Annotated in this window: 19 protein-coding genes; 5 read left to right on the top strand and 14 right to left on the bottom strand. The window is 67.7% G+C overall.

The genetic code is table 11. From position 1 onward, the window contains the following. The first annotated feature begins 1,329 nt into the window (after positions 1 to 1,329). Positions 1,330 to 2,121 carry an IclR family transcriptional regulator gene (locus FB471_RS24735; protein ID WP_142000745.1) on the top strand — a complete coding sequence of 264 codons (792 nt, stop codon included), beginning with the start codon at positions 1,330 to 1,332 and terminating at the stop codon, positions 2,119 to 2,121. Here the strand turns inward: FB471_RS24735 and FB471_RS24730 are convergent. From FB471_RS24730 to FB471_RS24715, 4 genes are read right to left on the bottom strand one after another with little or no spacing between them, the layout of a single operon-like run. After that, positions 2,109 to 2,315: a hypothetical protein gene (locus FB471_RS24730; protein WP_142000744.1), complete on the bottom strand. Its 207-nt coding sequence runs from the start codon at positions 2,313 to 2,315 to the stop codon at positions 2,109 to 2,111. The two genes, FB471_RS24735 and FB471_RS24730, sit on opposite strands and share 13 nt — an antisense overlap. A 5-nt stretch (positions 2,316 to 2,320) precedes the next feature. Then, positions 2,321 to 2,509, bottom strand: a complete 189-nt coding sequence (locus FB471_RS24725) for a hypothetical protein (protein WP_142000743.1) — start codon at positions 2,507 to 2,509, stop codon at positions 2,321 to 2,323. Positions 2,510 to 2,514: 5 nt separating this feature from the next. Further along, positions 2,515 to 2,766 (bottom strand): hypothetical protein, encoded by a 252-nt coding sequence (locus FB471_RS24720; RefSeq protein ID WP_142000742.1) that lies wholly within the window; start codon positions 2,764 to 2,766, stop codon positions 2,515 to 2,517. Beyond that, positions 2,759 to 2,995, bottom strand: coding sequence for a hypothetical protein (locus FB471_RS24715; protein WP_142000741.1), 237 nt, complete (start codon positions 2,993 to 2,995; stop codon positions 2,759 to 2,761). The genes FB471_RS24720 and FB471_RS24715 overlap by 8 nt, the downstream gene beginning before the upstream one ends. Positions 2,996 to 3,148: 153 nt before the next feature. Here FB471_RS24715 and FB471_RS24710 point away from each other — a divergent pair, with 153 nt between their 5' ends. Both FB471_RS24710 and FB471_RS24705 read left to right on the top strand, forming a co-directional pair. Next, positions 3,149 to 4,000, top strand: coding sequence for a helix-turn-helix domain-containing protein (locus FB471_RS24710; protein ID WP_142000740.1), 852 nt, complete (start codon positions 3,149 to 3,151; stop codon positions 3,998 to 4,000). Continuing rightward, positions 4,000 to 4,191 (top strand): DUF397 domain-containing protein, encoded by a 192-nt coding sequence (locus FB471_RS24705; protein ID WP_142000739.1) that lies wholly within the window; start codon positions 4,000 to 4,002, stop codon positions 4,189 to 4,191. Before FB471_RS24710 ends, FB471_RS24705 begins: the two co-directional genes overlap by 1 nt. On the opposite strand, the gene FB471_RS24700 is transcribed toward FB471_RS24705, so the two are convergent. The 8 genes from FB471_RS24700 to FB471_RS24665 all read right to left on the bottom strand — a co-directional run bounded on the left by FB471_RS24700 (position 4,184) and on the right by FB471_RS24665 (position 15,270). Beyond that, positions 4,184 to 4,591, bottom strand: a complete 408-nt coding sequence (locus tag FB471_RS24700) for a DUF2267 domain-containing protein (protein ID WP_142000738.1) — start codon at positions 4,589 to 4,591, stop codon at positions 4,184 to 4,186. The two genes, FB471_RS24705 and FB471_RS24700, sit on opposite strands and share 8 nt — an antisense overlap. Positions 4,592 to 4,845: 254 nt before the next feature. Further along, entirely contained in the window at positions 4,846 to 5,061 is a 216-nt protein-coding gene (locus FB471_RS24695) for a hypothetical protein (protein ID WP_142000737.1), read from the bottom strand. Positions 5,062 to 5,193: 132 nt separating this feature from the next. Continuing rightward, on the bottom strand, positions 5,194 to 6,081 hold the full coding sequence (locus tag FB471_RS24690; RefSeq protein WP_142000736.1) for a mycobacterial-type methylenetetrahydrofolate reductase: 888 nt from the start codon (positions 6,079 to 6,081) through the stop codon (positions 5,194 to 5,196). 86 nt (positions 6,082 to 6,167) lie between these two features. Beyond that, a complete protein-coding gene (gene ahcY, locus FB471_RS24685; RefSeq protein ID WP_142000735.1) occupies positions 6,168 to 7,625 on the bottom strand; it encodes an adenosylhomocysteinase in 1,458 nt (485 codons plus the stop codon). A 20-nt stretch (positions 7,626 to 7,645) separates the two neighbouring features. Next, positions 7,646 to 11,194 carry a methionine synthase gene (gene metH, locus FB471_RS24680; protein ID WP_142002430.1) on the bottom strand — a complete coding sequence of 1,183 codons (3,549 nt, stop codon included), beginning with the start codon at positions 11,192 to 11,194 and terminating at the stop codon, positions 7,646 to 7,648. Between the two features lie 2 nt (positions 11,195 to 11,196). Then, complete coding sequence (locus FB471_RS24675) at positions 11,197 to 12,174, bottom strand: carbohydrate kinase family protein (RefSeq protein WP_142000734.1); 978 nt, start codon at positions 12,172 to 12,174, stop codon at positions 11,197 to 11,199. Between the two features lie 160 nt (positions 12,175 to 12,334). Then, positions 12,335 to 13,534 (bottom strand): methionine adenosyltransferase, encoded by a 1,200-nt coding sequence (gene metK, locus FB471_RS24670; protein WP_142000733.1) that lies wholly within the window; start codon positions 13,532 to 13,534, stop codon positions 12,335 to 12,337. Between the two features lie 50 nt (positions 13,535 to 13,584). Next, positions 13,585 to 15,270, bottom strand: a complete 1,686-nt coding sequence (locus FB471_RS24665; RefSeq protein WP_142002428.1) for a glycine/sarcosine N-methyltransferase — start codon at positions 15,268 to 15,270, stop codon at positions 13,585 to 13,587. Between the two features lie 713 nt (positions 15,271 to 15,983). Here FB471_RS24665 and FB471_RS24660 point away from each other — a divergent pair. Then, positions 15,984 to 16,775, top strand: coding sequence for a hypothetical protein (locus tag FB471_RS24660; protein ID WP_142000732.1), 792 nt, complete (start codon positions 15,984 to 15,986; stop codon positions 16,773 to 16,775). Positions 16,776 to 16,922: 147 nt separating this feature from the next. Here the strand turns inward: FB471_RS24660 and FB471_RS24655 are convergent, their stop codons facing one another. Further along, positions 16,923 to 17,480, bottom strand: a complete 558-nt coding sequence (locus FB471_RS24655; RefSeq protein ID WP_142000731.1) for a peroxiredoxin-like family protein — start codon at positions 17,478 to 17,480, stop codon at positions 16,923 to 16,925. A 130-nt stretch (positions 17,481 to 17,610) separates the two neighbouring features. Between FB471_RS24655 and FB471_RS34250 the strand changes: the two genes are divergently transcribed. Then, positions 17,611 to 17,772, top strand: a complete 162-nt coding sequence (locus tag FB471_RS34250; protein ID WP_170220643.1) for a hypothetical protein — start codon at positions 17,611 to 17,613, stop codon at positions 17,770 to 17,772. Here FB471_RS34250 and FB471_RS24650 read toward each other — a convergent pair. Further along, positions 17,762 to 19,714 (bottom strand): FAD/NAD(P)-binding protein, encoded by a 1,953-nt coding sequence (locus FB471_RS24650; RefSeq protein WP_142000730.1) that lies wholly within the window; start codon positions 19,712 to 19,714, stop codon positions 17,762 to 17,764. The two genes, FB471_RS34250 and FB471_RS24650, sit on opposite strands and share 11 nt — an antisense overlap. Positions 19,715 to 19,757: the final 43 nt, after the last annotated feature.

Below are 19,757 nucleotides of genomic sequence, written 5' to 3'. Positions count from 1 at the left end.
ATGCTCAACCTGTAGCGCTATGGCGAAGCAATTGCAGACTGACTTCGGCAACAAGGTCTCTGTTTTGCCACTCACAAACCCAGACATGGCGCGGTGACGGGAAGAGGTTTTCGGGAAGTCACCTCCCTGGATGCCAACACTCATCAGACTTCGAGGCGAGCAGGTTGAAGGTTGGGTGGGGTGGAAGATTGGCCCCGTGCTGGGCCGCACGCTAGGTGCTTCACGCACGTGGTCTGTACTCGGCACACTCGGAGCTGCACGGCTTGACCAGCGGCGCCACCGCTCTCCCGTGCCATCTGGACAATCCCGTCGATCTTTCCTTCGGGTTGGCGCAGGCGTCGTGGCAGGAGCAGGTATCCTGCTAGGTACGAGCAGGGCGGCTTTTGCCTCACCAAGGACAACCGTGGCAAGCGTGACGACGAAGCGCGAATTGAGTGGCCGCGCCCTTGCACAAGAAGTGCAACGTCATCTTGACGGCGCCGACTCCCGCAACGTGCTCGATGCGTGTGGCCTTGACAAGGCGAGCCGAACCACCCTTCAACGCACAGCTACGACAGACGGCGATGAAGACATTGATGTGCTGGCAACTGTACTGACTCACGATAACGGCATCGAACAGTCTGCCGTGATGGTTCACATACATTCTCAGAACCGCCTATTGATCTCGCAAGAGTTCTCCACACCGGTTGACGGTACGGGGAGTGTCGCACAGGTATTCAGCCTCCACTCGACCACCACCGATAGTGGGAATAACGATACAATTCTTCGTCCTGAGGCGCGCAGCTACAACGGCGCACCTCCAATTCCAATACCAGAAGGCGCGGACCTCACCGCACAGGCAGACCCATGCGGCGGCTGTAATAGCATCTGTCAAGTTGGCGAGTACGAACTACGCAGCGACTGCAACTTCGACGCCAACCTCGGCTGCATCTTGAGTGCCGCTGGCTGCGTGGGCTGTCTCGGATGCTCAGGCACGGGCGCGTGCATATTTTGTGCGGTGACTTCATGCGGGGGCGCGATCGTCTCGTGCTGCCCCGGTAACAATCCGAATTGCCGCCCTTGCTCCCGAGTCTGCTGACACGACCTTTCTGAGGAAATTCTATGCTGCATCACCCTAGGGATTAGGGAACGTGTCTGGCCAGGTACGCAACGACGAGCCTGGCCAGACACGTTCAGGCCCATCGCCGCCGACCATATTGGTCGAGCAGGGTGGCGAACTCTTCGAGTTCGACTGGACGACTCGTATCCGAGAGTGTGGGCGCCGAAGCGGGTCGCTATCAAGATACATGTCCTACCCTCACGTCTGGGGTACCAGACAGGAGGGCACGGATGGGATCGAGCAGTGACGTTCCGGCGTTGCGCCGCGGGCTCGCGGTGCTGCGTGTGCTCGGGGCACATGCCGGGCCGGTGTCCGCCGCGACCGTGGCCAGGGAGCTGGACCTGCCCCGCTCGACCACGTATCACCTGCTCAGCGAGCTGGAGGCGGCCGGGTTCGTCGCGCACCTGCCGGCGGAGCGGCGCTACGGGCTGGGGATCGCGGTGTTCGAACTCGGTTCGGCGTACCTGCGGCACGAGCCGCTGGAACGGTCGGCCACCCCGCTGCTACGCAGGCTGGTCGACCGGGTCGGCCACAACGCCCACCTCGGGGTGCTGCACGGCAACGAGTCGCTGTACCTGATCAAGGAACGCCCGGCCCAGCCGGAGACGCTGGTGACCGATGTCGGGGTGCGGCTGCCGGGCCAGCTCACCGCCTCCGGCCTTGCCATCCTGATGCACCTTTCCAAACCCCATGTGCGGGCCCTGTTCCCCGCGGCCACTGCCTTCGTGGACCGCACCGGACGCGGACCGCGCGGGCTGGCCGAGCTGCGGCGGGTACTGAGCACGCACCGCCGTCGTGGCTGGGCGGTGGAGGACGGCCAGGTCACCGCGGGGTTCGCCTCGGTGGCGTTTCCGGTGTTCGACCACGGCGGCAGGCCGCTGGCCGCGATCAGCGTGACCTTCCGGCACCACTGCGAGGACGGCCCCTGCGGGCAGGACTGGCCGGGGCTCGCCGCCGAGGTGCGGGCGACCGCGACCGAGCTGACCAGCCGGATCGGCGGCAGGGCCGATCAGCCGGACTGACCGCCGACCGCACGGTCGAGCAACGGAGCGAGCCGCCGCACCGCCCCCTTGCTCAGCACGAGGAAGCAGTATCCGCCGTACTTCCCGGCGATGGTGACCTGCACCTCCGTCTCGATGATGTCCATATCGAAGGTGCACTGCTCGTCCACATAGACGAAGGTGTCGGTGCACAGGCCACCGTTCGCGCTCCGCATCTCGATCAATCCCTCCACTCAGGACACACGTGCTCGTCGGCGGTGGCCCTGGCGATCGTCGCCCGCACCGACACCGCCGGGTCGTGGAACCGGTGACCGCCACCCGAAGCCTGGCCGGTGAACAGCAGGCCGAGCCAGAACCCGGCCGCCACGGCGACCAGGCACGCGCCGACGAGGACCAGAATCGACACCATCCCGCTCACCAGCCCTCGACGGACGCGTGCTCGAGCAGCGCGAGGCACACCTCGCACGGGGCGCCGGCCTGCCGGGACAGCAGCTCGGCCTCCCCGGGCGCGAACTGCTGGCCGCACAAGGCCAGCAGCACCCGCACGCAGTCGCCGACGGTGACCGGGATGGCCGCGGGATCGGGCACCGGAACCAGGTGCACCATCCGCCAGCGCTCCCCGACCACCCCGGGCCGGAACCGCACCATCCACAGTGGATCACTCATCGGACCCGCGCCCGTCCAACCGATCCTGCTCCGCGATGACCTGGCGCACACTGGCCAGCAGTTCCAGCGCGCCCTGGCGAGCGAGGTGCGCGGGCTCGCCGTCACCGACCCGGATCGCCACCAGGTGGCCACCGCCCATGGCGACGAGGCCGAGCACGACGTGCGTGGCCTGGCCGCCGGGGGTGCGCGCGGGCGCGATGCGGACACTTCGCCACGGCGATGGGTTCACGGTGCGCCTCCGAGCTACGCTGCTTCCAGATCGACGGCCGCACACCTCTGCTTCCGTCGCTTCCAGTCAGGAGGAAGCAATTGGAAGCGACGGGAGCAATGCTTCCTTCGGGTGACGCTATGAACCCCGCTGACGTGCCATATGCTGTGGCACGTGGGTGGAAGCACGAGGACACCAAAGGCTCGCGCGCTCGGCGCCGCACTCGCCGAGGCGCGGCGGGAGCGCGGGCTGAGCCAGCGGGGTCTCGCGACGAAGACCGGCAAGAGTCCGGGCACCATCGCCCGCTGGGAGACCGGCGACCGGGTGCCGGATCCGGAGGACGTCGCCGCGGTACTGACCGCGCTGGAGATCTCCGGCGAGCGCTACGCGGACATCCACGCCATGGCCACCGGCACCCGGGAGCCGCGGTGGCTGGCGGTCACGCTTCCGGAGCAGCGTCAGCAGCTCAACGCGCTGCTGGAGTGCGGGCGCACCGCGACCACGGTCACCGACGTATCGCCGCTGCTGGTTCCCGGCGTACTACAGAACAGCGAGTACGTCCGGGCAATCATGGAAGCGGGCGGCGTACCGCAGGATGAGGTGGAGACCCGGGTCGCCGTGCGGGTCGGCCGCAGGGAACTGATCACCAGGGCCGAGCCCGCCGAGTTCGTCGCCCTGCTCGGCGAGGCGGCGCTGCGCCAGGTGATCGGCTCCCGGGAGGTGCTGGTCAAGCAGCTCAGGTACCTGCTCGAACTCGGTGAACTGCCGAACGTGCACCTGCGGGTGCTGCCGTTCGACAGCGGCTGGCACCCCGCGTTGGAAGGTCCGTTCGTGCTCATCGAGTCCACGGAGGACGACCCGGTGGTGCATCTCGAACTACGGGACACCGGGCTGTTCCTGCACGAGCCGGAGGACGTCGCTCGTTACCGGCGGGCCATCGATGCCATCGGCGCGGTGGCTTTGGACCCCAGGGAGTCGGCCGGTCTCATCGCCGGGATCGCCGCCGAGACGGAAGGAGTGCCGTGATGGCTTCGGAGCGACAGTGGAGCAAGTCCAGCCGGAGCAGCACCGGCACCAACTGTGTCGAGATCGCGCTGCCGGACGGTGCACACCGCCACGTCGGTGTGCGGGACACCAAGGACCGCACCGGCGGCACACTTCTGCTCTCGGCGAGCGCCTGGCGTGCCTTCACCAGGCAGGTGCGCGCCGCTAGCTGAGCGGACCGGAACTACCGGTGTCGACCAGGCCACGTAACTCGCCGGGCAGCGAGTCGCGGACCTTCTCCACCACGCCCTCGGTGGCCTCGCCGATCACCTCGAGCACCACCCGGGAGCCGTAGACCGCCTGCGGTGGCGTGGTGTGCCCGCGTTCGGCGACCCGCTCGGCGAACGCGTCGATGCCGAACCGCTCACCGGAACCCGCGCCGCCCATGGTGACCGTGCGGCGCAGGTGCTCGCCGATCTCGATGGGCAGTTGCGCGGCGACATGGTCGGCGACCCGCTCGGGTATCCGCTCGCCCAGCGTCTCCAGGGTGGCCCTGGTGATACCTTCCGCTTCTCCCCTGCTGGCAAGGCGGGCTCGCGCCTGCACCCGGCCGATGAACTGGTCGTGTTTCATAGCGCTCCTCTCCTCCCCAGCGGAGTTGCCGACGGCCGAGCCGACTAAACGCTGCCGGAACGGGCACCGGCCGGCATGGGGGAACCCGCGGCGACCATCAACGGGAAGGTGGCGCCGATCTCGACACTCAAGGTGACCCAATGGACACCCAGTGGAATACGGCGATGGCACTATTCGGCGCACTCACCAGCCAGGCCCTGCTCGGCCGAGCACACGACCGCCAGTCGCGGGTGAGCCAGGTACGAACCGGCCGCTCAGCCCGTTACCGAGCGCCTTCCGGACGACGCGTCCAGGCCCAGCATGGCCAGCAATTCGGCGCATTCCTGCGCGTCCTTGCAGTGACCGGCCACGGTCCGCGCGGCGAGGCCGTCGCGGACCTCCATGCGCTCCCTTTCCTCGGCCTTCACGCCTGCCAACCAGCTCTTGTCCTCGGCCGGCCGGGATGAACCAGCTTGCCTTGCCCAGGTCATCTGGCACCTTCTTCCGGCCCGGTACGGTGCCGCTGTATCGGGCCACGAGGGGGTCCGCGGAACCGGGGAACTCCGCGGACCCCTATCGTCGCACCATCCCCTGATCGGGGGTCAGCCGGGCTGCCGTAGGCGTCAGGACGCGAGCGGGCTGTAGTGGGCCAGCATCTCGCTGAAGACCTCGAAGGCGGGCTTGTTCACGCCGTAGGGCGCCTCGAGGTGGATGCTCAGCGGGAAGCCCAACTCGCCCACGCCGTCGGTCACGCGCTTGTAGAGCTCCACGAGCTCGCGCTTGCGCTCCTCGAACGAGGAGTCGGCCAGCTTGGCGACAAGTTCCTGCTCCTCCTTGACCGCCGGGTTGCCGGGATCCTGGATGAGCCAGTCGATCAGCTTGATCCGCTGCTCGACCTTGGGGACGAAGCCGAACGAAAGGAGGATCTCCGGGCGGTGGTTGCTCTGCGCGGCGAAGTCGCGCAGGAAGCCGACGATCGCGTCGGAGTAGAGCAGCTGGGTCATGCCGAAGGTCGCGCCCCGATCGCACTTGAAGCCGAAACGGCCCAGCTCGCCGTCTCGCGTGGGAATGAGGATCGCGCCCCGGTTCGGGACCACGCCGGTGAACTCGGCCAGCGCGTCGGTCGGCGCCATGCCGGGGCCGTCACCGTCGCTCATCGTGCGGGGCACGCCGACGAAGATGATCCCGTCCATACCCGCGTCACGCAGCTCGTTCAGCCGAGACGTCAGCGCCGGCTTGTCGTGGAAGGCGGTGACCTGCGTGCACAGCCCCCGCATGTCACCCAGCTTGGGACGAAGTGCGTTCCAGAAGTCCAGCACGTCCATCCTGGGCTTCATCTCGACCGGGCGGTCGTCCTCCTCGGCGATCATGCCGGGGATCATCACGTGCTGGATGGCGTCGGTCAGCCCGCTCGCGCGGCAGGCCTCGGCCACCTTCTGGCCCTCCTCGACCGACCGCTGCGCGCCGCCCTCGATCTCGGGCGGTACCAGCTCGAGTGCGATCGTGTTCATGGCTCCCTCTCGCCGTGTCCGCGGTTACCTGATCGGGTGCCCGCGTCCTGTGCCACGAACACGCGGCACAGGACGCGGACGTTCTGTCAGTAGCGGTAGTGGTCGGGCTTGTAGGGTCCCTCGACGTCGACGCCGATGTACTCGGCCTGCTCCTTGGTCAGCTTGGTCAGCTTCACGCCGAGCGCGTCCAGGTGCAGCCTGGCCACCTTCTCGTCGAGGTGCTTCGGCAGCACGTAGACCTGCTTGTCGTACTCGTCGGTCTTGGTGAACAGCTCGATCTGCGCGATCGTCTGGTTGGCGAAGCTGTTCGACATCACGAAGCTCGGGTGCCCGGTGGCGTTGCCGAGGTTCAGCAGCCTGCCCTCGGAGAGCACGATGATCGAGTGACCGTCCGGGAACACGTACTCGTGCACCTGCGGCTTGATCTCGACCTTCTTGATGCCGGGGGTCTTCTCCAGACCGGCCATGTCGATCTCGTTGTCGAAGTGGCCGATGTTGCCCACGATCGCCTGGTGCTTCATCTTCGCCATGTGCTCGGCGGTGATGATGTCGAAGTTACCGGTCGTGGTCACGAAGATGTCGGCCTTGTCGATGACCTGGTCGATCGTGGTGACCTCGTAGCCCTCCATCGCCGCCTGCAGCGCGCAGATCGGGTCGATCTCGGTGATGATCACCCGAGCACCCTGGCCGCGCAGCGACTCCGCCGAGCCCTTGCCGACATCGCCGTAGCCCGCGATGACGGCGACCTTGCCGGCGATCAGCGTGTCGGTCGCCCGGTTGATGCCGTCCACAAGGGAGTGACGGCAGCCGTACTTGTTGTCGAACTTCGACTTGGTGACCGAGTCGTTCACGTTGATCGCCGGGAACAGCAGCTCACCCGTCTTGGCGAACTCGTAGAGCCGGTGCACGCCGGTGGTGGTCTCCTCGGTGACACCCTTGATGTTCTCGGCGATCCTGGTGAACCGCTTGGTGTCGTCGGCGAGGCTCTTGCGCAGCGTCGCCAGCACCACCTTGTACTCGTCCGGGTCGTTCTCGGCCGTCTCCGGCACCGCGCCCGCGGTCTCGAACTCGACGCCCTTGTGCACCAGCAGGGTCGCGTCGCCACCGTCGTCCAGCAGCATGTTCGGGCCCTGGTCACCGAACTGGAACAGCTGGTTGGTGCACCACCAGTACTCCTCCAGCGTCTCGCCCTTCCAGGCGAACACCGGGACACCCGCGGGCTTGGCCGGGGTGCCGTTCGGGCCGACCACGACGGCGGCCGCGGCCTCGTCCTGGGTGGAGAAGATGTTGCAGGACACCCAGCGCACCTCGGCACCGAGCTCGACCAGCGTCTCGATCAGCACCGCCGTCTGCACGGTCATGTGCAGCGAGCCGGCGACCCGCGCGCCCTTGAGCGGTTTGGACGCCGCGTACTCCTTGCGAGTGGCCATCAGGCCCGGCATCTCGTGCTCGGCGAGCCGGATCTGGTGCCGGCCGGCCTCGGCCAGCGACAGGTCGGCGACGGCGAACTCGAGGCCGCCCACCTTCTGGAACTTCTCGCTCATGACTCCCTTTCTTCTCTTTCTCAGGTATTGAAGTACTTCGCTTCCGGGTGGTGCAGCACGAGAGCGTCGGTGGACTGTTCCGGATGGAGCTGGAACTCCTCGGAGAGCTCGACCCCGATCCGGTCCGGCTCCAGCAGGTCGACGATCTTCGCCCGATCCTCGATATCCGGGCAGGCGCCGTAACCGAAGGAGAACCGGGCACCCCGGTAGCCGAGCTTGAAGTACTGCTCGACCTCCTCCGGGTCCTCGGCGGCAACCGAGGTGCCCGAGGGGAACAACAGTTCCTGCCGGACCCTGCGGTGCCAGTACTCGGCCAGCGCCTCGGTGAGCTGCACGCCGAGGCCGTGGATCTCCAGGTAGTCCCGGTAGGCGTCCTTCGCGAACAGGTCGTTGGCGTAGTCCGCGATCGGCTGGCCCATCGTCACCAGCTGCATCGGCAACACGTCGACCTGGCCGGTCTCCTCGGCCTTCTCCTTCGAGCGGAAGAAGTCGGCGAGGCACAGCCGCCGATCCCTGCGCTGGCGCGGGAAACGGAACCGCAGCCGCTCCGGCGCGTCGGGCTCCTCCTTGTCCAGCACGATCAGATCGTTGCCTTCGGAGTAGCACGGGAAGTACCCGTACACCAGCGCGGCGTGCTGCAGGATGCCCGCGGTGGACAGCTCGTCCATCCAGGCCCGCAGCCGCGGCCTGCCCTCGGTCTCCACGAGCTCCTCATAGGAGGGTCCCTCGCCCTTCTTGGCGCCACGCAGGCCCCACTGGCCGAAGAACGTCGCCCGCTCATCCAAAAGGGACAGGTATTCCGCGGTGGCGACCCCCTTGACGACCTTCGAGCCCCAGAACGGCGGATTGGGCACCGACACGCTGACGTCCACATCGGACCGAGTGGTGTCGTCCGGGCTCGGCTCCTCGCCCTGCTCGGCCTTGCGCTTCTCGGCGATCCGCAGCGAACGCTCGCGGCGCGCCTTGCGCTCGGCCTTCTTGGCCTGTTCCGCCTCGTCGTCCTCCGGGGTCTCCCCGCGCTTGATGGCCATCAGCCGGTCCATCAGGTTGAGCCCCTCGAAGGCGTCCTTGGCGTAACGGACGTCGCCCTGGTAGACCTCGTCCAGGTCGTTCTCGACGAAGGTCCTGGTCAGAGCCGCGCCACCGAGCAGAACCGGGTACTTATCGGCAACCCCTCGAGAGTTCATCTCGAGCAGGTTGTCCTTCATGATCACCGTCGACTTGACCAGCAGGCCGGACATGCCGATGGCGTCCACCTTGTGCTCCTCGGCGGCGTCCAGGATGACGTTGATCGGCTGCTTGATCCCGATGTTGACCACGTCGTAGCCGTTGTTGGACACGATGATGTCGACCAGGTTCTTGCCGATGTCGTGCACATCGCCCTTCACCGTGGCCAGCAGCAGCTTGCCCTTGCCACCGGAGTCGTCCTTCTCCATGTACGGCTCGAGGTAGGCCACCGCGGCCTTCATCACCTCGGCCGACTGGAGCACGAACGGCAGTTGCATCTGCCCGGAGCCGAACAGGTCACCGACGACCTTCATCCCGGCGAGCAGGTTCTGGTTGATGATCTCCAGCGGCCTTTTCTCCTGCCGTGCCGCCTCGAGATCCTCGTCCAGCCCGTTGCGCTCGCCGTCGACGATCCGCCGCTCCAGCCGCTCGAACAGCGGCAGCTTCGCCAACTCCTCGGCCCGCGAGGCACCGGTCGAGGACGCGGTCTTGCCCTCGAAGAGCTGCATCAGCTTCTGCAGCGGGTCGTAACCCTCGCTGCGCCGGTCGTAGACCAGATCCAGCGCGACCTGGCGCGGCTCCTCCTCGATCTTGTTCATCGGCAGGATCTTCGAGGAGTTCACGATCGCCGAGTCCAGCCCGGCCTGCTGGCACTCGTGCAGGAACACCGAGTTCAGCACCTGCCGCGCCGCCGGGTTGAGCCCGAAGGACACGTTGGAAAGACCGAGTGTGGTCTGCGTCTCCGGGTGCTTGTCCTTGAGCAGGCGGATCGCGTTGATCGTCTCGATCGCGTCCTTGCGGACCTCCTCCTGCCCGGTGGTGATCGGGAAGACGAGGCAGTCCACGATGATCGCCGACTTCTCCAGACCCCAGTTCTCGGTCAGGTCGGTGATCGCACGCTCGGCGACCCGCAGCTTCCAGTCCGCGGTCCGGGCCTGCCCCTCCTCGTCGATGCAGGTCACCACGACGGCGGCGCCGTGCTCCACCGCCATCCGCATGACCTTGTCGTAGCGCCCGCCGGGCTCGGTGCCGTCCTCGTAGTTCACCGAGTTGATCGCACACCGGCCGCCGAGGTGCTCGAGGCCCGCCTGGATGACCTCGGGCTCGGTGGAGTCGACCATGACCGGCAGCGTGGACGCCGTGGCCAGCATGCCTGCCAGCTCCCGCATGTCGTGCGTGCCGTCCCGACCGACATAGTCCACGCACAGGTCCAGCACGTGCGCGCCCTCGCGGGTCTGCGACTTGGCGATCTCCACGCAGTCGGAGTAGCGCTCGTCCAGCATGGCCGTGCGGAACGCCTTGGAACCGTTGGCGTTGGTCCGCTCGCCGACCATCAGGATGCTGGCGTCCTGGTCGAACGGGACCGGCTGGTACACCGAGGACAGCCCCGGCTGACGCTCCGGCTCCCGGGGCCGTACCTCCAGCTCGCGGACGGCCGCGGCGACCTGCCGCAGGTGCTCGGGCGTGGTGCCGCAGCACCCACCGACCAGCCGCGTGCCGAACTCGGTGACGAACCCGGCCAGCGCCTCGGCCAGCTCGTCCGGGGTCAACGGGTACTCCGCGCCGTTCGGCCCGAGCACCGGCAACCCGGCGTTCGGCATCACCGAGATCGGCACCCGCGCGTGCTGGGCGAGCACCCGCAGGTGCTCACTCATCTCCGCCGGCCCCGTGGCGCAGTTCATCCCGATCAGGTCGATGCCGAGCGGCTCCAGCGCGAGCAGCGCCGCGCCGATCTCCGAGCCGACCAGCATCGTCCCGGTCTGCTCCACGGTGACCTGGGCGATGATCGGTACCCGCCTGCCGACCTGCTCCATGGCCCGCTTCGCGCCGACGATCGCGGCCTTGGTCTGCAGCAGGTCCTGCGAGGTCTCCACCAGCACCGCGTCGATCCCGCCGTCGAGCATGCCGAGGGCGTTCTCGACATAGGCGTCCCGCAGGTCGGCGTAGGGCGCGTGGCCGAGGGTGGGCAGTTTCGTGCCCGGCCCCATCGAGCCGAGCACGAACCGCGGCCACTCCGGCGTGGCGAACTCGTCGGCCGCCTGCCTGGCGAGTACGGACCCCATCTCCGCGAGTTCGCGGATGCGCTCGGGGATGTCGTACTCGCCGAGGTTGGCGAGGTTGGTACCGAACGTGTTCGTCTCGATCGCGTCCGACCCGGCCTCGAGGAAACCCCGGTAGACCGAGCTGACCACATCCGGGCGGGTCTCGTTGAGGATCTCGTTGCAGCCCTCGAGCTGGGCGAAGTCGTCCAGCGTGAGGTCGTAGGCCTGCAGCGCGGTCCCCATGCCGCCATCGGCGACCAGTACCCGCTTGTTCAGCTCCGTGAGGAACGGACTGTCCATACTCATACTCGTAGTTTGGACTCGATCTCGGCCGCGGCGTCCGCCCCGTAAGCCTTGGCCACCCGGTTGGAGAACTCGGCCCGATCCAGCGGGTACTCCTGCGGGCCGACGGTCTCGAGCACGATGCCCGCGAGCACACAACCCGCCTGCGCGGCGCGCTCCATGGTCATCTTGCGGCTCAGACCCCACAGGAAGCCCGCCCGGAACGCGTCCCCGACGCCGGTCGGCTCCACCGCCTCGACCTCGGGCACCACGTCCACCACGACCGGGTCGTGGCCCTTGCCCTCGATGCGCACGCCCTTCGGCCCGTACGTGGTCACCCAGCTGCCGACGCGCTCCAGCACCTGGTCCGTGGACCAGCCGGTGTGCTTGAGCAGCAGGGATGCCTCGTACTCGTTGGTGAACAGGTAGGAAGCGCCCTCCACCAGGTTGCGGACGTCCTCGCCGGGCATGATCGCCAACTGCTGCGAGATGTCCGCGGCGAAGGTGATGCCGCGCTGCCTGCACTCCTCGGTGTGCCGCAGCATGGCCTCGGGGTCGTCCGGCGCGATGAGCACGAGATCGAGGTCACCGACGCGGTCGGTGACCGTGTTCAGCTCGATCTCCCTTGCCTCGCTCATCGCACCCGCGTAGAAGGACGCGATCTGGTTCTGCGTCGAGTCCGTCGTACACAGGAACCGGGCCGTGTGCTTGTCCGGCGAGACGTGCACGGACTTCGTGTCCACGCCGTGCCGGTCCAGCCACGACCGGTAGTCGTCGAAATCCTTGCCGACGGCGCCGACCAGCACCGGCGACAGGCCGAGGCGACCCAGCGCGAACGCGATGTTCGCGGCCACCCCGCCTCGACGAATGTCCAGCTGCTCGACCAGGAACGACAGCGAGACGTTCTCCAGCTGGTCGGCGACGAACTGGTCGCTGAACCGGCCGGAGAACGACATCAGATGGTCGGTCGCGATCGAGCCGGTCACCGCGATGCGCATTCGGGCACCTTCCTTGTATTGGGTCGAACCGGGAACGAGTCCACCGTGTGATTACCAAGGAGCCGGAAGTAGGCCGACTCAGCAGAAGCGGCTTGCTTGCGAGCCAAGAGGGTCGGCCTACTGGAGGTCGGATTGGTATCTACCGGCACAGTAGTGCCCGTTACGATGTCGCGATGTCCTTCAGCGCCGCGGCCTTGTCGGTGCGCTCCCACGGCAGGTCCAGGTCGCCCCGACCGAAGTGGCCGTAGGAGGCGGTCTGCGCGTAGATCGGGCGCAGCAGGTCCAGGTCCCGGATGATCGCGGCGGGACGCAGGTCGAACACCTCGTCGAGGGCCTTCTGGATCTTCTCCGGCGCGACCTTCTCGGTGCCGAAGGTCTCCACGAACAGCCCGACCGGGGCGGCCTTGCCGATCGCGTAGGCGACCTGGATCTCGACGCGCTCGGCCAGCCCGGCGGCGACCACGTTCTTGGCCACCCAGCGGGTCGCGTACGCGGCCGAACGGTCCACCTTCGAGGGGTCCTTGCCGGAGAAGGCGCCACCACCGTGCCGGGCCATGCCGCCGTAGGTGTCCACGATGATCTTGCGGCCGGTGAGACCCGCGTCACCCATCGGCCCGCCGACCACGAACCGGCCGGTCGGGTTGATCAGGAGCTTCGGCTCCTTGGCGTCGAGGCCGAGGGACTCCAGCTCCGGGGCGATGACCTTCTCCCGCAGGTCGACGGCCAGCATGGAGTCGAGGTCGATGCCGTCGGCGTGCTGGCTGGAGATGACCACGGTGTCCAGCCGGACCGGCTCCTCGCCGTTGTACTCGATGGTCACCTGCGTCTTGCCGTCCGGGCGCAGGTAGGGGACCGTGCCGTTCTTGCGGACCTCGGTCAGCCTGCGGGAGAGCCGGTGGGCGAGCGCGATCGGCAGCGGCATCAGTTCCGGCGTGTCGGTGGAGGCGTAGCCGAACATCAGGCCCTGGTCGCCCGCACCCTGCTTGTCCAGGTCGTCGAGGGCGTTCTCCAGCCTGCTCTCGTAGGCGGTGTCCACACCCTGCGCGATGTCCGGGGACTGTGCGTCGATGGCGACGTTCACCCCGCAGGAGGCGCCGTCGAAGCCCTTCGCGGAGGAGTCGTAGCCGATATCCAGGACCTTGTCCCGGACCAGCGCCGGGACGTCCACGTAGGCATCGGTGGTGACCTCGCCCGCGATGTGCACCTGACCCGTGGTGATCAGCGTCTCGACCGCGACCCGGCTGCGCGGGTCGGCGGCCAGCATCGCGTCCAGGATGGTGTCGCTGATCGCGTCGGACATCTTGTCCGGGTGGCCCTCGGTGACCGACTCGCTGGTGAACAGCCTGCGATTAGTACTCAATGTCTCTACCCTTTACTTCTAGAAGCGACGGAACCGATCAATACCACGAATCAGGCACGCACGTAGAAGATTCCCCATGAGAGATTTCCTCCCTGGCCACCGTTGACCCAGTGCTGCAAGCCCAGCTTCATCCGTGTGATGTATTCGACACTCACGTTGTCGGCGATTTCCGCCTCCCGTCGTTCCGTTTCCTGCAGGACACGACCATAGTGGGTCGACAACTGCTGAGTGTGATCCTCGAACTCGATCGAGGCAACGCCCAGCCGGTTCAGTTCGCGCCGGTAGAACGCGGGCGACCCCATGGATTCTAGGTGCAGCCTGTCGAGGATCGGTCGAAGCGCGGACTTGTCGCAACCGTCCGCGGCCATCGGGTCGGTGAACACGATCTCACCCCGTGGCTTGAGCACCCGGACGATCTCCTGCAGCACCCGCACCCGGTCACCGCTGTGCAGCATCGCATCCTGCGACCAGACCACGGTGAACTGGTTGTCCTCGAACGGGAGGTCCTCGAACGAGCCGTCCACCACATCGATGAGGTGGCTCAGGCCCTGCTGCTCGTTCATCTGCCGGTTACGGGTGTTCTCCACCTCACTGAGGTTGAGGCAGGACACCTTGCAGCCGTAGGTCTTCGCCAGATACCTGGCGGCACCGCCGTAGCCCGCGCCGACATCCAGCACGTGGCTGTCCTTGCCGATCTGCAACTTGCTCGCCATCCGCTGCACGGTGCGGCGGCTCGCCGGCGCGATCTCCTCGTCCGGGGTCTCGTACAGCCCGACGTGGATGTCCTCGCCGCCCCAGATGTTGTAGTAGAAGTTGTCCGCATCCTGGGAGTTGTAGTAGTCCCGCGCGACGTTGACGGCAGTGGAGTAGTTCAGCCGGTCGTCGGTGGTCCTCAGGTAGTTCTTCTCCGCGACGTGAACGAGGAAGTCCGGCTCGTCCGCGGCGAAGGTGTCCTGGAAGTCACCATAGGTCTCCACCCGCTGGAAACCCACCTCGCGCAGCAACCTACGGGTGTAGTCCTTGCGCAGCGGGTACATGTTCAGGTGGTACTGCGACTTGTCCGGGAAGCTGTAGCGGAAGCGCGCCAGCCCGTCGTCCACGTACTCCGGTTCGGCGCTCACCGAGTCGCCGCAGTAGTAGTAGGTGTGCTTGCTGGAGAACCCGTTGTCCAGGATCGCGTCGTAGTTGCGCTGGTCAAGGATCAGCACGCCGTCGTGCTTGAGCACGGCGTAGAACTCCGCCAGCGCCTTGCGCCGGTCCCGCTCGGAGAACAGGTGGGTGAAGGAGTTGCCGAGGCAGATCACCGCGTCGAACTCGCCGTGCACGTCACGGTTGAGCCACCGCCAGTCGGCGTGCACGACCCGCAGGACGTGACCGCCGTAGTTCTGCCCGTTCTCGAAGGCCTTCACCAGCATCTCGGGGCTGCCGTCGACGCTGACCGTGTCGAAGCCCTCCTCGATCAGCCGTACCGAGTGGAACCCCGTACCCGTGGCGACATCCAGGACGGACTTCACACCGCGGGACTTGAGCAGGTCGACGAAGAAGCGGCCCTCACTTTCGTAACGCTTCTTCCAGTCGATCAGATCGTCCCACTTATCAACGAACCCTTTAACATACTCGTCGGTGTAGTGGTCCGTGTCTCGAACGAGTAACGGATCTGCACCAAATTCCTGTTCCGGGTGAGCCTGGACGTCTCCATTGACTCCATTGACGCCGGTACCGGGCTTTTCAGCCATCACCACGTCCGTTCCGCTGGGCGTCGTTTCGTTCATTACGTTTTCCTCCAGGGGTCGGCCGGATACACAAAGACCGGTACGCCGCGCACCGCCATGTGGTCAGAGCAACATGATCCACCGAAATCCGTCCAGGAATGCGCGTAGCGTCGCGACCCGGATCCGGTGAATCGCAGCACAGCCGCGCCTGGCGCGCGCTCAACCGCCGAGTCGTCGAACTCGTCTCTTCACCCCGACCGGGGCAGCCTTGCGGCAGGTCGGCGCTGACCGACCGCAAAACCGCCTGCACTCAACCTATGGAGGAAAGCGCCAGATAGCAATGGGTCGATGGCGTGACGTGCGGTTTCACCCGTTGTATAGCCCGAGCCGCCACGATCCGCACCCGTGGGCGCACCGCGCACACGGCCGAAGAGGCAACCGGCAAGTTGTATACAGCGAGGTAGTCGCGCTGCGACCGCCGCTCCCGGCCGGCGCCCGACACCCGAAACGCACATTACCGCACGCACTGGACGATCGTCACCCGTTTGGCCTAGCGATCAACACTCAATGTTACCCTGGGTGGATATTCGGCCTGATTCTTAGCCCGCGCGCTTGACGGCATCACTCCACCCGAGTTCACAGAGTGGTCAACGCGGACACCTGCAGTCGTCTCGTCTTGACTGCCGTCCGCAACCGCCAAGCGGTTGTATGTGAGATCGAGGTGAGACACTGGAGGTATGGAGACGAGCTACGGGCGCTTCGTCTTGCTGCGTCCGGTCGGCCAGAGCGCCTGGTCGGCTCCCGCCCGGCTGGTGCAGGTGGTGCGCAGGCGACGCAGGCTGATCCCCTCACCCGGCCTCTACCTGCTGGCCGCCGCTGTCGGATCGGCACTGGGTCTCGGCACGCAGTTGCTGTTCGACTGGCCGTGGTGGCTGTTCGCCGCGGGCTTCGTGGCGGCGGTGGCTGTGTTCTTTCTCTCCACCGCGTTCTGGGGCCCCGATCGCACCGGCGTGCCGCTGGCCGAGGAGTGGCTGTGGGTGCTCAGTCCCCGGCGCGCCCACGAGCGGCAGCGCCACCTGACGCTGGAACGGTTCAGGAGTGCGCCCTTCGCGCTGTACGGGCTGCCACCCCATTGGCCGGGTGATCGCTACATCGCGGGCTGGGCGAGCGCCGGTTCCGCGGTCGCGCTCGGTCTCGGGCACGGCGAGCCCGGCGCGGAGGACGGTCCACGGCTGCACGTGGAGGTCCGGCACAAGCACCTCACCGAGGCGACCAAGGACGAGCTCGCCGAGCAGCTATGGCTGGACGCCATGGCCACCGCCGCCGAGGAACCCCTCCCGGACTGGTCTACGGTCACCGTCTCGGTGGAGGCCAGGCCGGTCACCTTCGAGTGGCTGGCGGGCGGGCGCCACTGGGCCGCGCTGGCCGAGCTGGACGGCTTCCTGCTGATCCTGCAGGCCCGCGACTTCCCGATCGAGTCCGTTGAGCTGGAACGCGTCACCGATCTCGAGCGTTACCCCCTGCCCTGAGCCCCTGACCGAGTTCGTCAGAACCTGGCGAGCGGGCGAACTCCGCGAGCCCGCGGAGCACCGCGTCGAGGCCGCCGCGGTGGCGATACGGGCGTGCGTGAGGGTGCGTGGCCGGGGCATGGCGTGGGCTGTATCGCTCGGTCGCGCCTACCGGGCCGCGAATCGCAGTAGTTCGTCGACCGACCACTGGTCGTACACGTGTTCGCCGTACTTGCGGGCGAGCACGGTCCCGTCGCCCGCGATCAGGAACTCGGCGGGGAGACCGAACCGCCCGCCGTGCGGGGCGGCCGCGGGCCCGCGTTCCCGGCCGCTGAGGATGGCCCACCCGCTGCGCAGCACAGCCGCGGCGATCATCGGCCATGCCTTCGGGTGCGCCAGTGAGCGGGGCGCCGATTCCACACCGAACTCCCGGTAGAGCCGCTTGTCCGGGTCGGCAACGACCGCGAACGGGAGATCGGTCACATGCTCGAGTAGCTCGCCGGCCGGGGAGTGGAACACGACGACCTCGCGTACGCCCGCCGCCTCGATCTCGGCATGCCGCCGGACCACCGACCGCAGGTGCAGGTTGCAGACGGGGCAGCCCGCGAACCGGCGAAACTGCAGGTGGACCAGGTCTCGCGGGTCCGGGACGGGAACCGGGGCACCCGACACGCTGGTGAGCTCCCGTGCGGCCACAACGGAGCCGATCCCCTCGTGCACGCCCATCGCGTCTCCCACCTTGAGTGTACGCCGTATACCTACGAAGCCAGCGGGGAATCAGCGGGTGTCAACCGACCCCGGCAGGTCCCACGCTGGTTGCCGAGGCCCGCCGCACCGGCGGTGGCAGAGCGACGGCATGCGGATCGGCGTACTGGGCCCGCTGCGGGTGCTCGCCGACGGCGGGCCGGTGCACATCGGCGGCTTGCGGTTGCGTGCGCTGCTGGCCGGCTCGCCGTGGACGCCCGTGGGCGGCAGGCCCGCGCAACCACGGGAAGCACCGGACCGGGTCAGACGATGATGCCGGTCAGCTCGATGGCGACGTCCGGTTGCTGCACCCGCCGCACCGTCTCCGGTACCTGCGAGGCGGGCGGAAGCGCCAGTACGGCCCTGGCGATCGCGTCGGAGTCGCCGAGCGTCACCGAGTCGACCCCGGGACGGATGCCCGCGGCGGTGACCCAGTGCACCGACTCGGTGGGTACCCCGTAGGCGAACCGGCGTGGATGCGCCTGCCCGCGCCCGTCGATCATCCGGTACGGCCGCTCCGTGACGGCAAGGCCACCGGTCTCATAGCTGGTGTCGTGGGTACCGGCGATGCGGTACGGGGCCGCCTGATCGGTGCTGAGCAGGTGCTCGAGCAGTGGGTCCTCGGTTCGCCGCAGGTCCGGCTCGGGCAGGCGCGCCTCGATCAGCACCCGCGCCCGCACCGGCGGGCCGGGCACGACGGTGGAGGCGGCCACGAACGCGGAGTCGGCGACGTCCAGGCAGATCACCGTGCCCGGTCCGGTCACGGTCAGCACCCCGGCCTCGATCAGCGCGATCATCTCCTCGATCCGGGAAGCGGGCGGGCCGATCGAAAGGAACGCGTTGAGCGGGGTGTACCAGCCCTCGAGGTCGTCGCGGTGCGAGTTGCCATCCAGGCCACCGTGGTCCACCGCGAGCCTGATCTCGTTGCGCAGGTCGCGTAACACGTCCAGCGCGGCCTTCACTGGACCGTCCACATTGCCCTGTCGCGCCGCCGCGACGTCCTCGGCGAGGTGGCCCACCAGCCAGCGATGAAAATCCGCGCGGCCGGTGAACGTCCGGTTCCGGCAGGGCTGCGCGATCTTCTCCCAGTCCCAGCGCCGGTCCGGCCCGATGCCGTACCGGTCGAGCGCCGAGTCCTCGCCCGCGAGGTAGGCCGTGCGGAACGCCGCACGCTCGGGCTCCTCCAGCAGCGCCGCGTAGTAGACACTCTCCACCTCGCGGGCGATCAACGGCCAGAGGTCCTCGGCGAACCGCACCGGGGTGGACCGCGAACGCAGGCTCGTGACGTGCTCCGGCGTCAGCAACCTCGGGAGGTACCTGCCGTACGCGCCCTTCTGGTTCTCGCCGCGCGCGTGGTACGGCACCCCGCGCCGGGAGCTGGCGTACAGCGCGGGTTCCCTGCCGGAAGCCCGGTACACCAGCCCCTCGTTCCCGCGCTCGAACCGCCCGCCCCTGCCGGTGGTGAACAACGCCATGTGGTCGAAGAAGTTCAGCCCGAGCCCGCGCAGCAGCACGTTCTCTCCCGGCCGGATCCCCTCGAGATCCAGGTCCGCCGGGTTCGCCGGGGTGAGATAGGTCAGGTGGTGGATGCGGGCGAGGCTCGCCGTCCGCGCCTCCCGTGCCGACAGCTTGGCCGGCACGTGACCGAGCGCCAGCACCACGGCGTCGAGCCCGTGCAGCCTCGTGCCGTCCGCCAGCCGGACACCCTGCGGCCCGCCGGGCACGCCGTGGGTGTCCGCGAGCGCGACCGCCCTCGACCGGTACACCCGAACCTGGACGTGGGCCGGAGCCCTGCTCACCACCTGCTGGAAGGCATCGTGCAGGTACCGGCCGTAGAAGGCCCGGGTCGGGTAGCTGTCCGGACCCAGTGCACGCGCCTCGGCCAGTGTCTCCTCGTCGTAGTCTCCCGGCCCGCCGAGCAGGGCCAACGACCGTGCCCACTCGTACAGGCTGGGACCGGGCTCGATCGGCCCGGCGATGTGGGAACTCGCATCGGTGTACACGGTGATCTGCGCGGCCACCGTGTTCATCAGGAGCTGGCGGGACTGGTCCCAGCGCCACACCGCGCCCGCGCCCGCCGCGGCCGGGTCCACCACGTGGATGATCACGTCGCCGTGCGTGGCGATGACGCGTTCGTTGGCGCACAGCCGCTCCAGCACGGAAAGCCCGCGCGGGCCCGCGCCGACGATGCCGATCTCGATGCGCTGCCCTGTCATGCTCGCTCCTCCGCGGCCCCGCGCGCGTCCGCGATCGTGTCGA

This window comes from Amycolatopsis cihanbeyliensis, from assembly GCF_006715045.1.
Taxonomy (GTDB): Bacteria; Actinomycetota; Actinomycetes; order Mycobacteriales; family Pseudonocardiaceae; genus Amycolatopsis; species Amycolatopsis cihanbeyliensis.
This window is presented reverse-complemented; position numbering and strand designations above follow the sequence as displayed.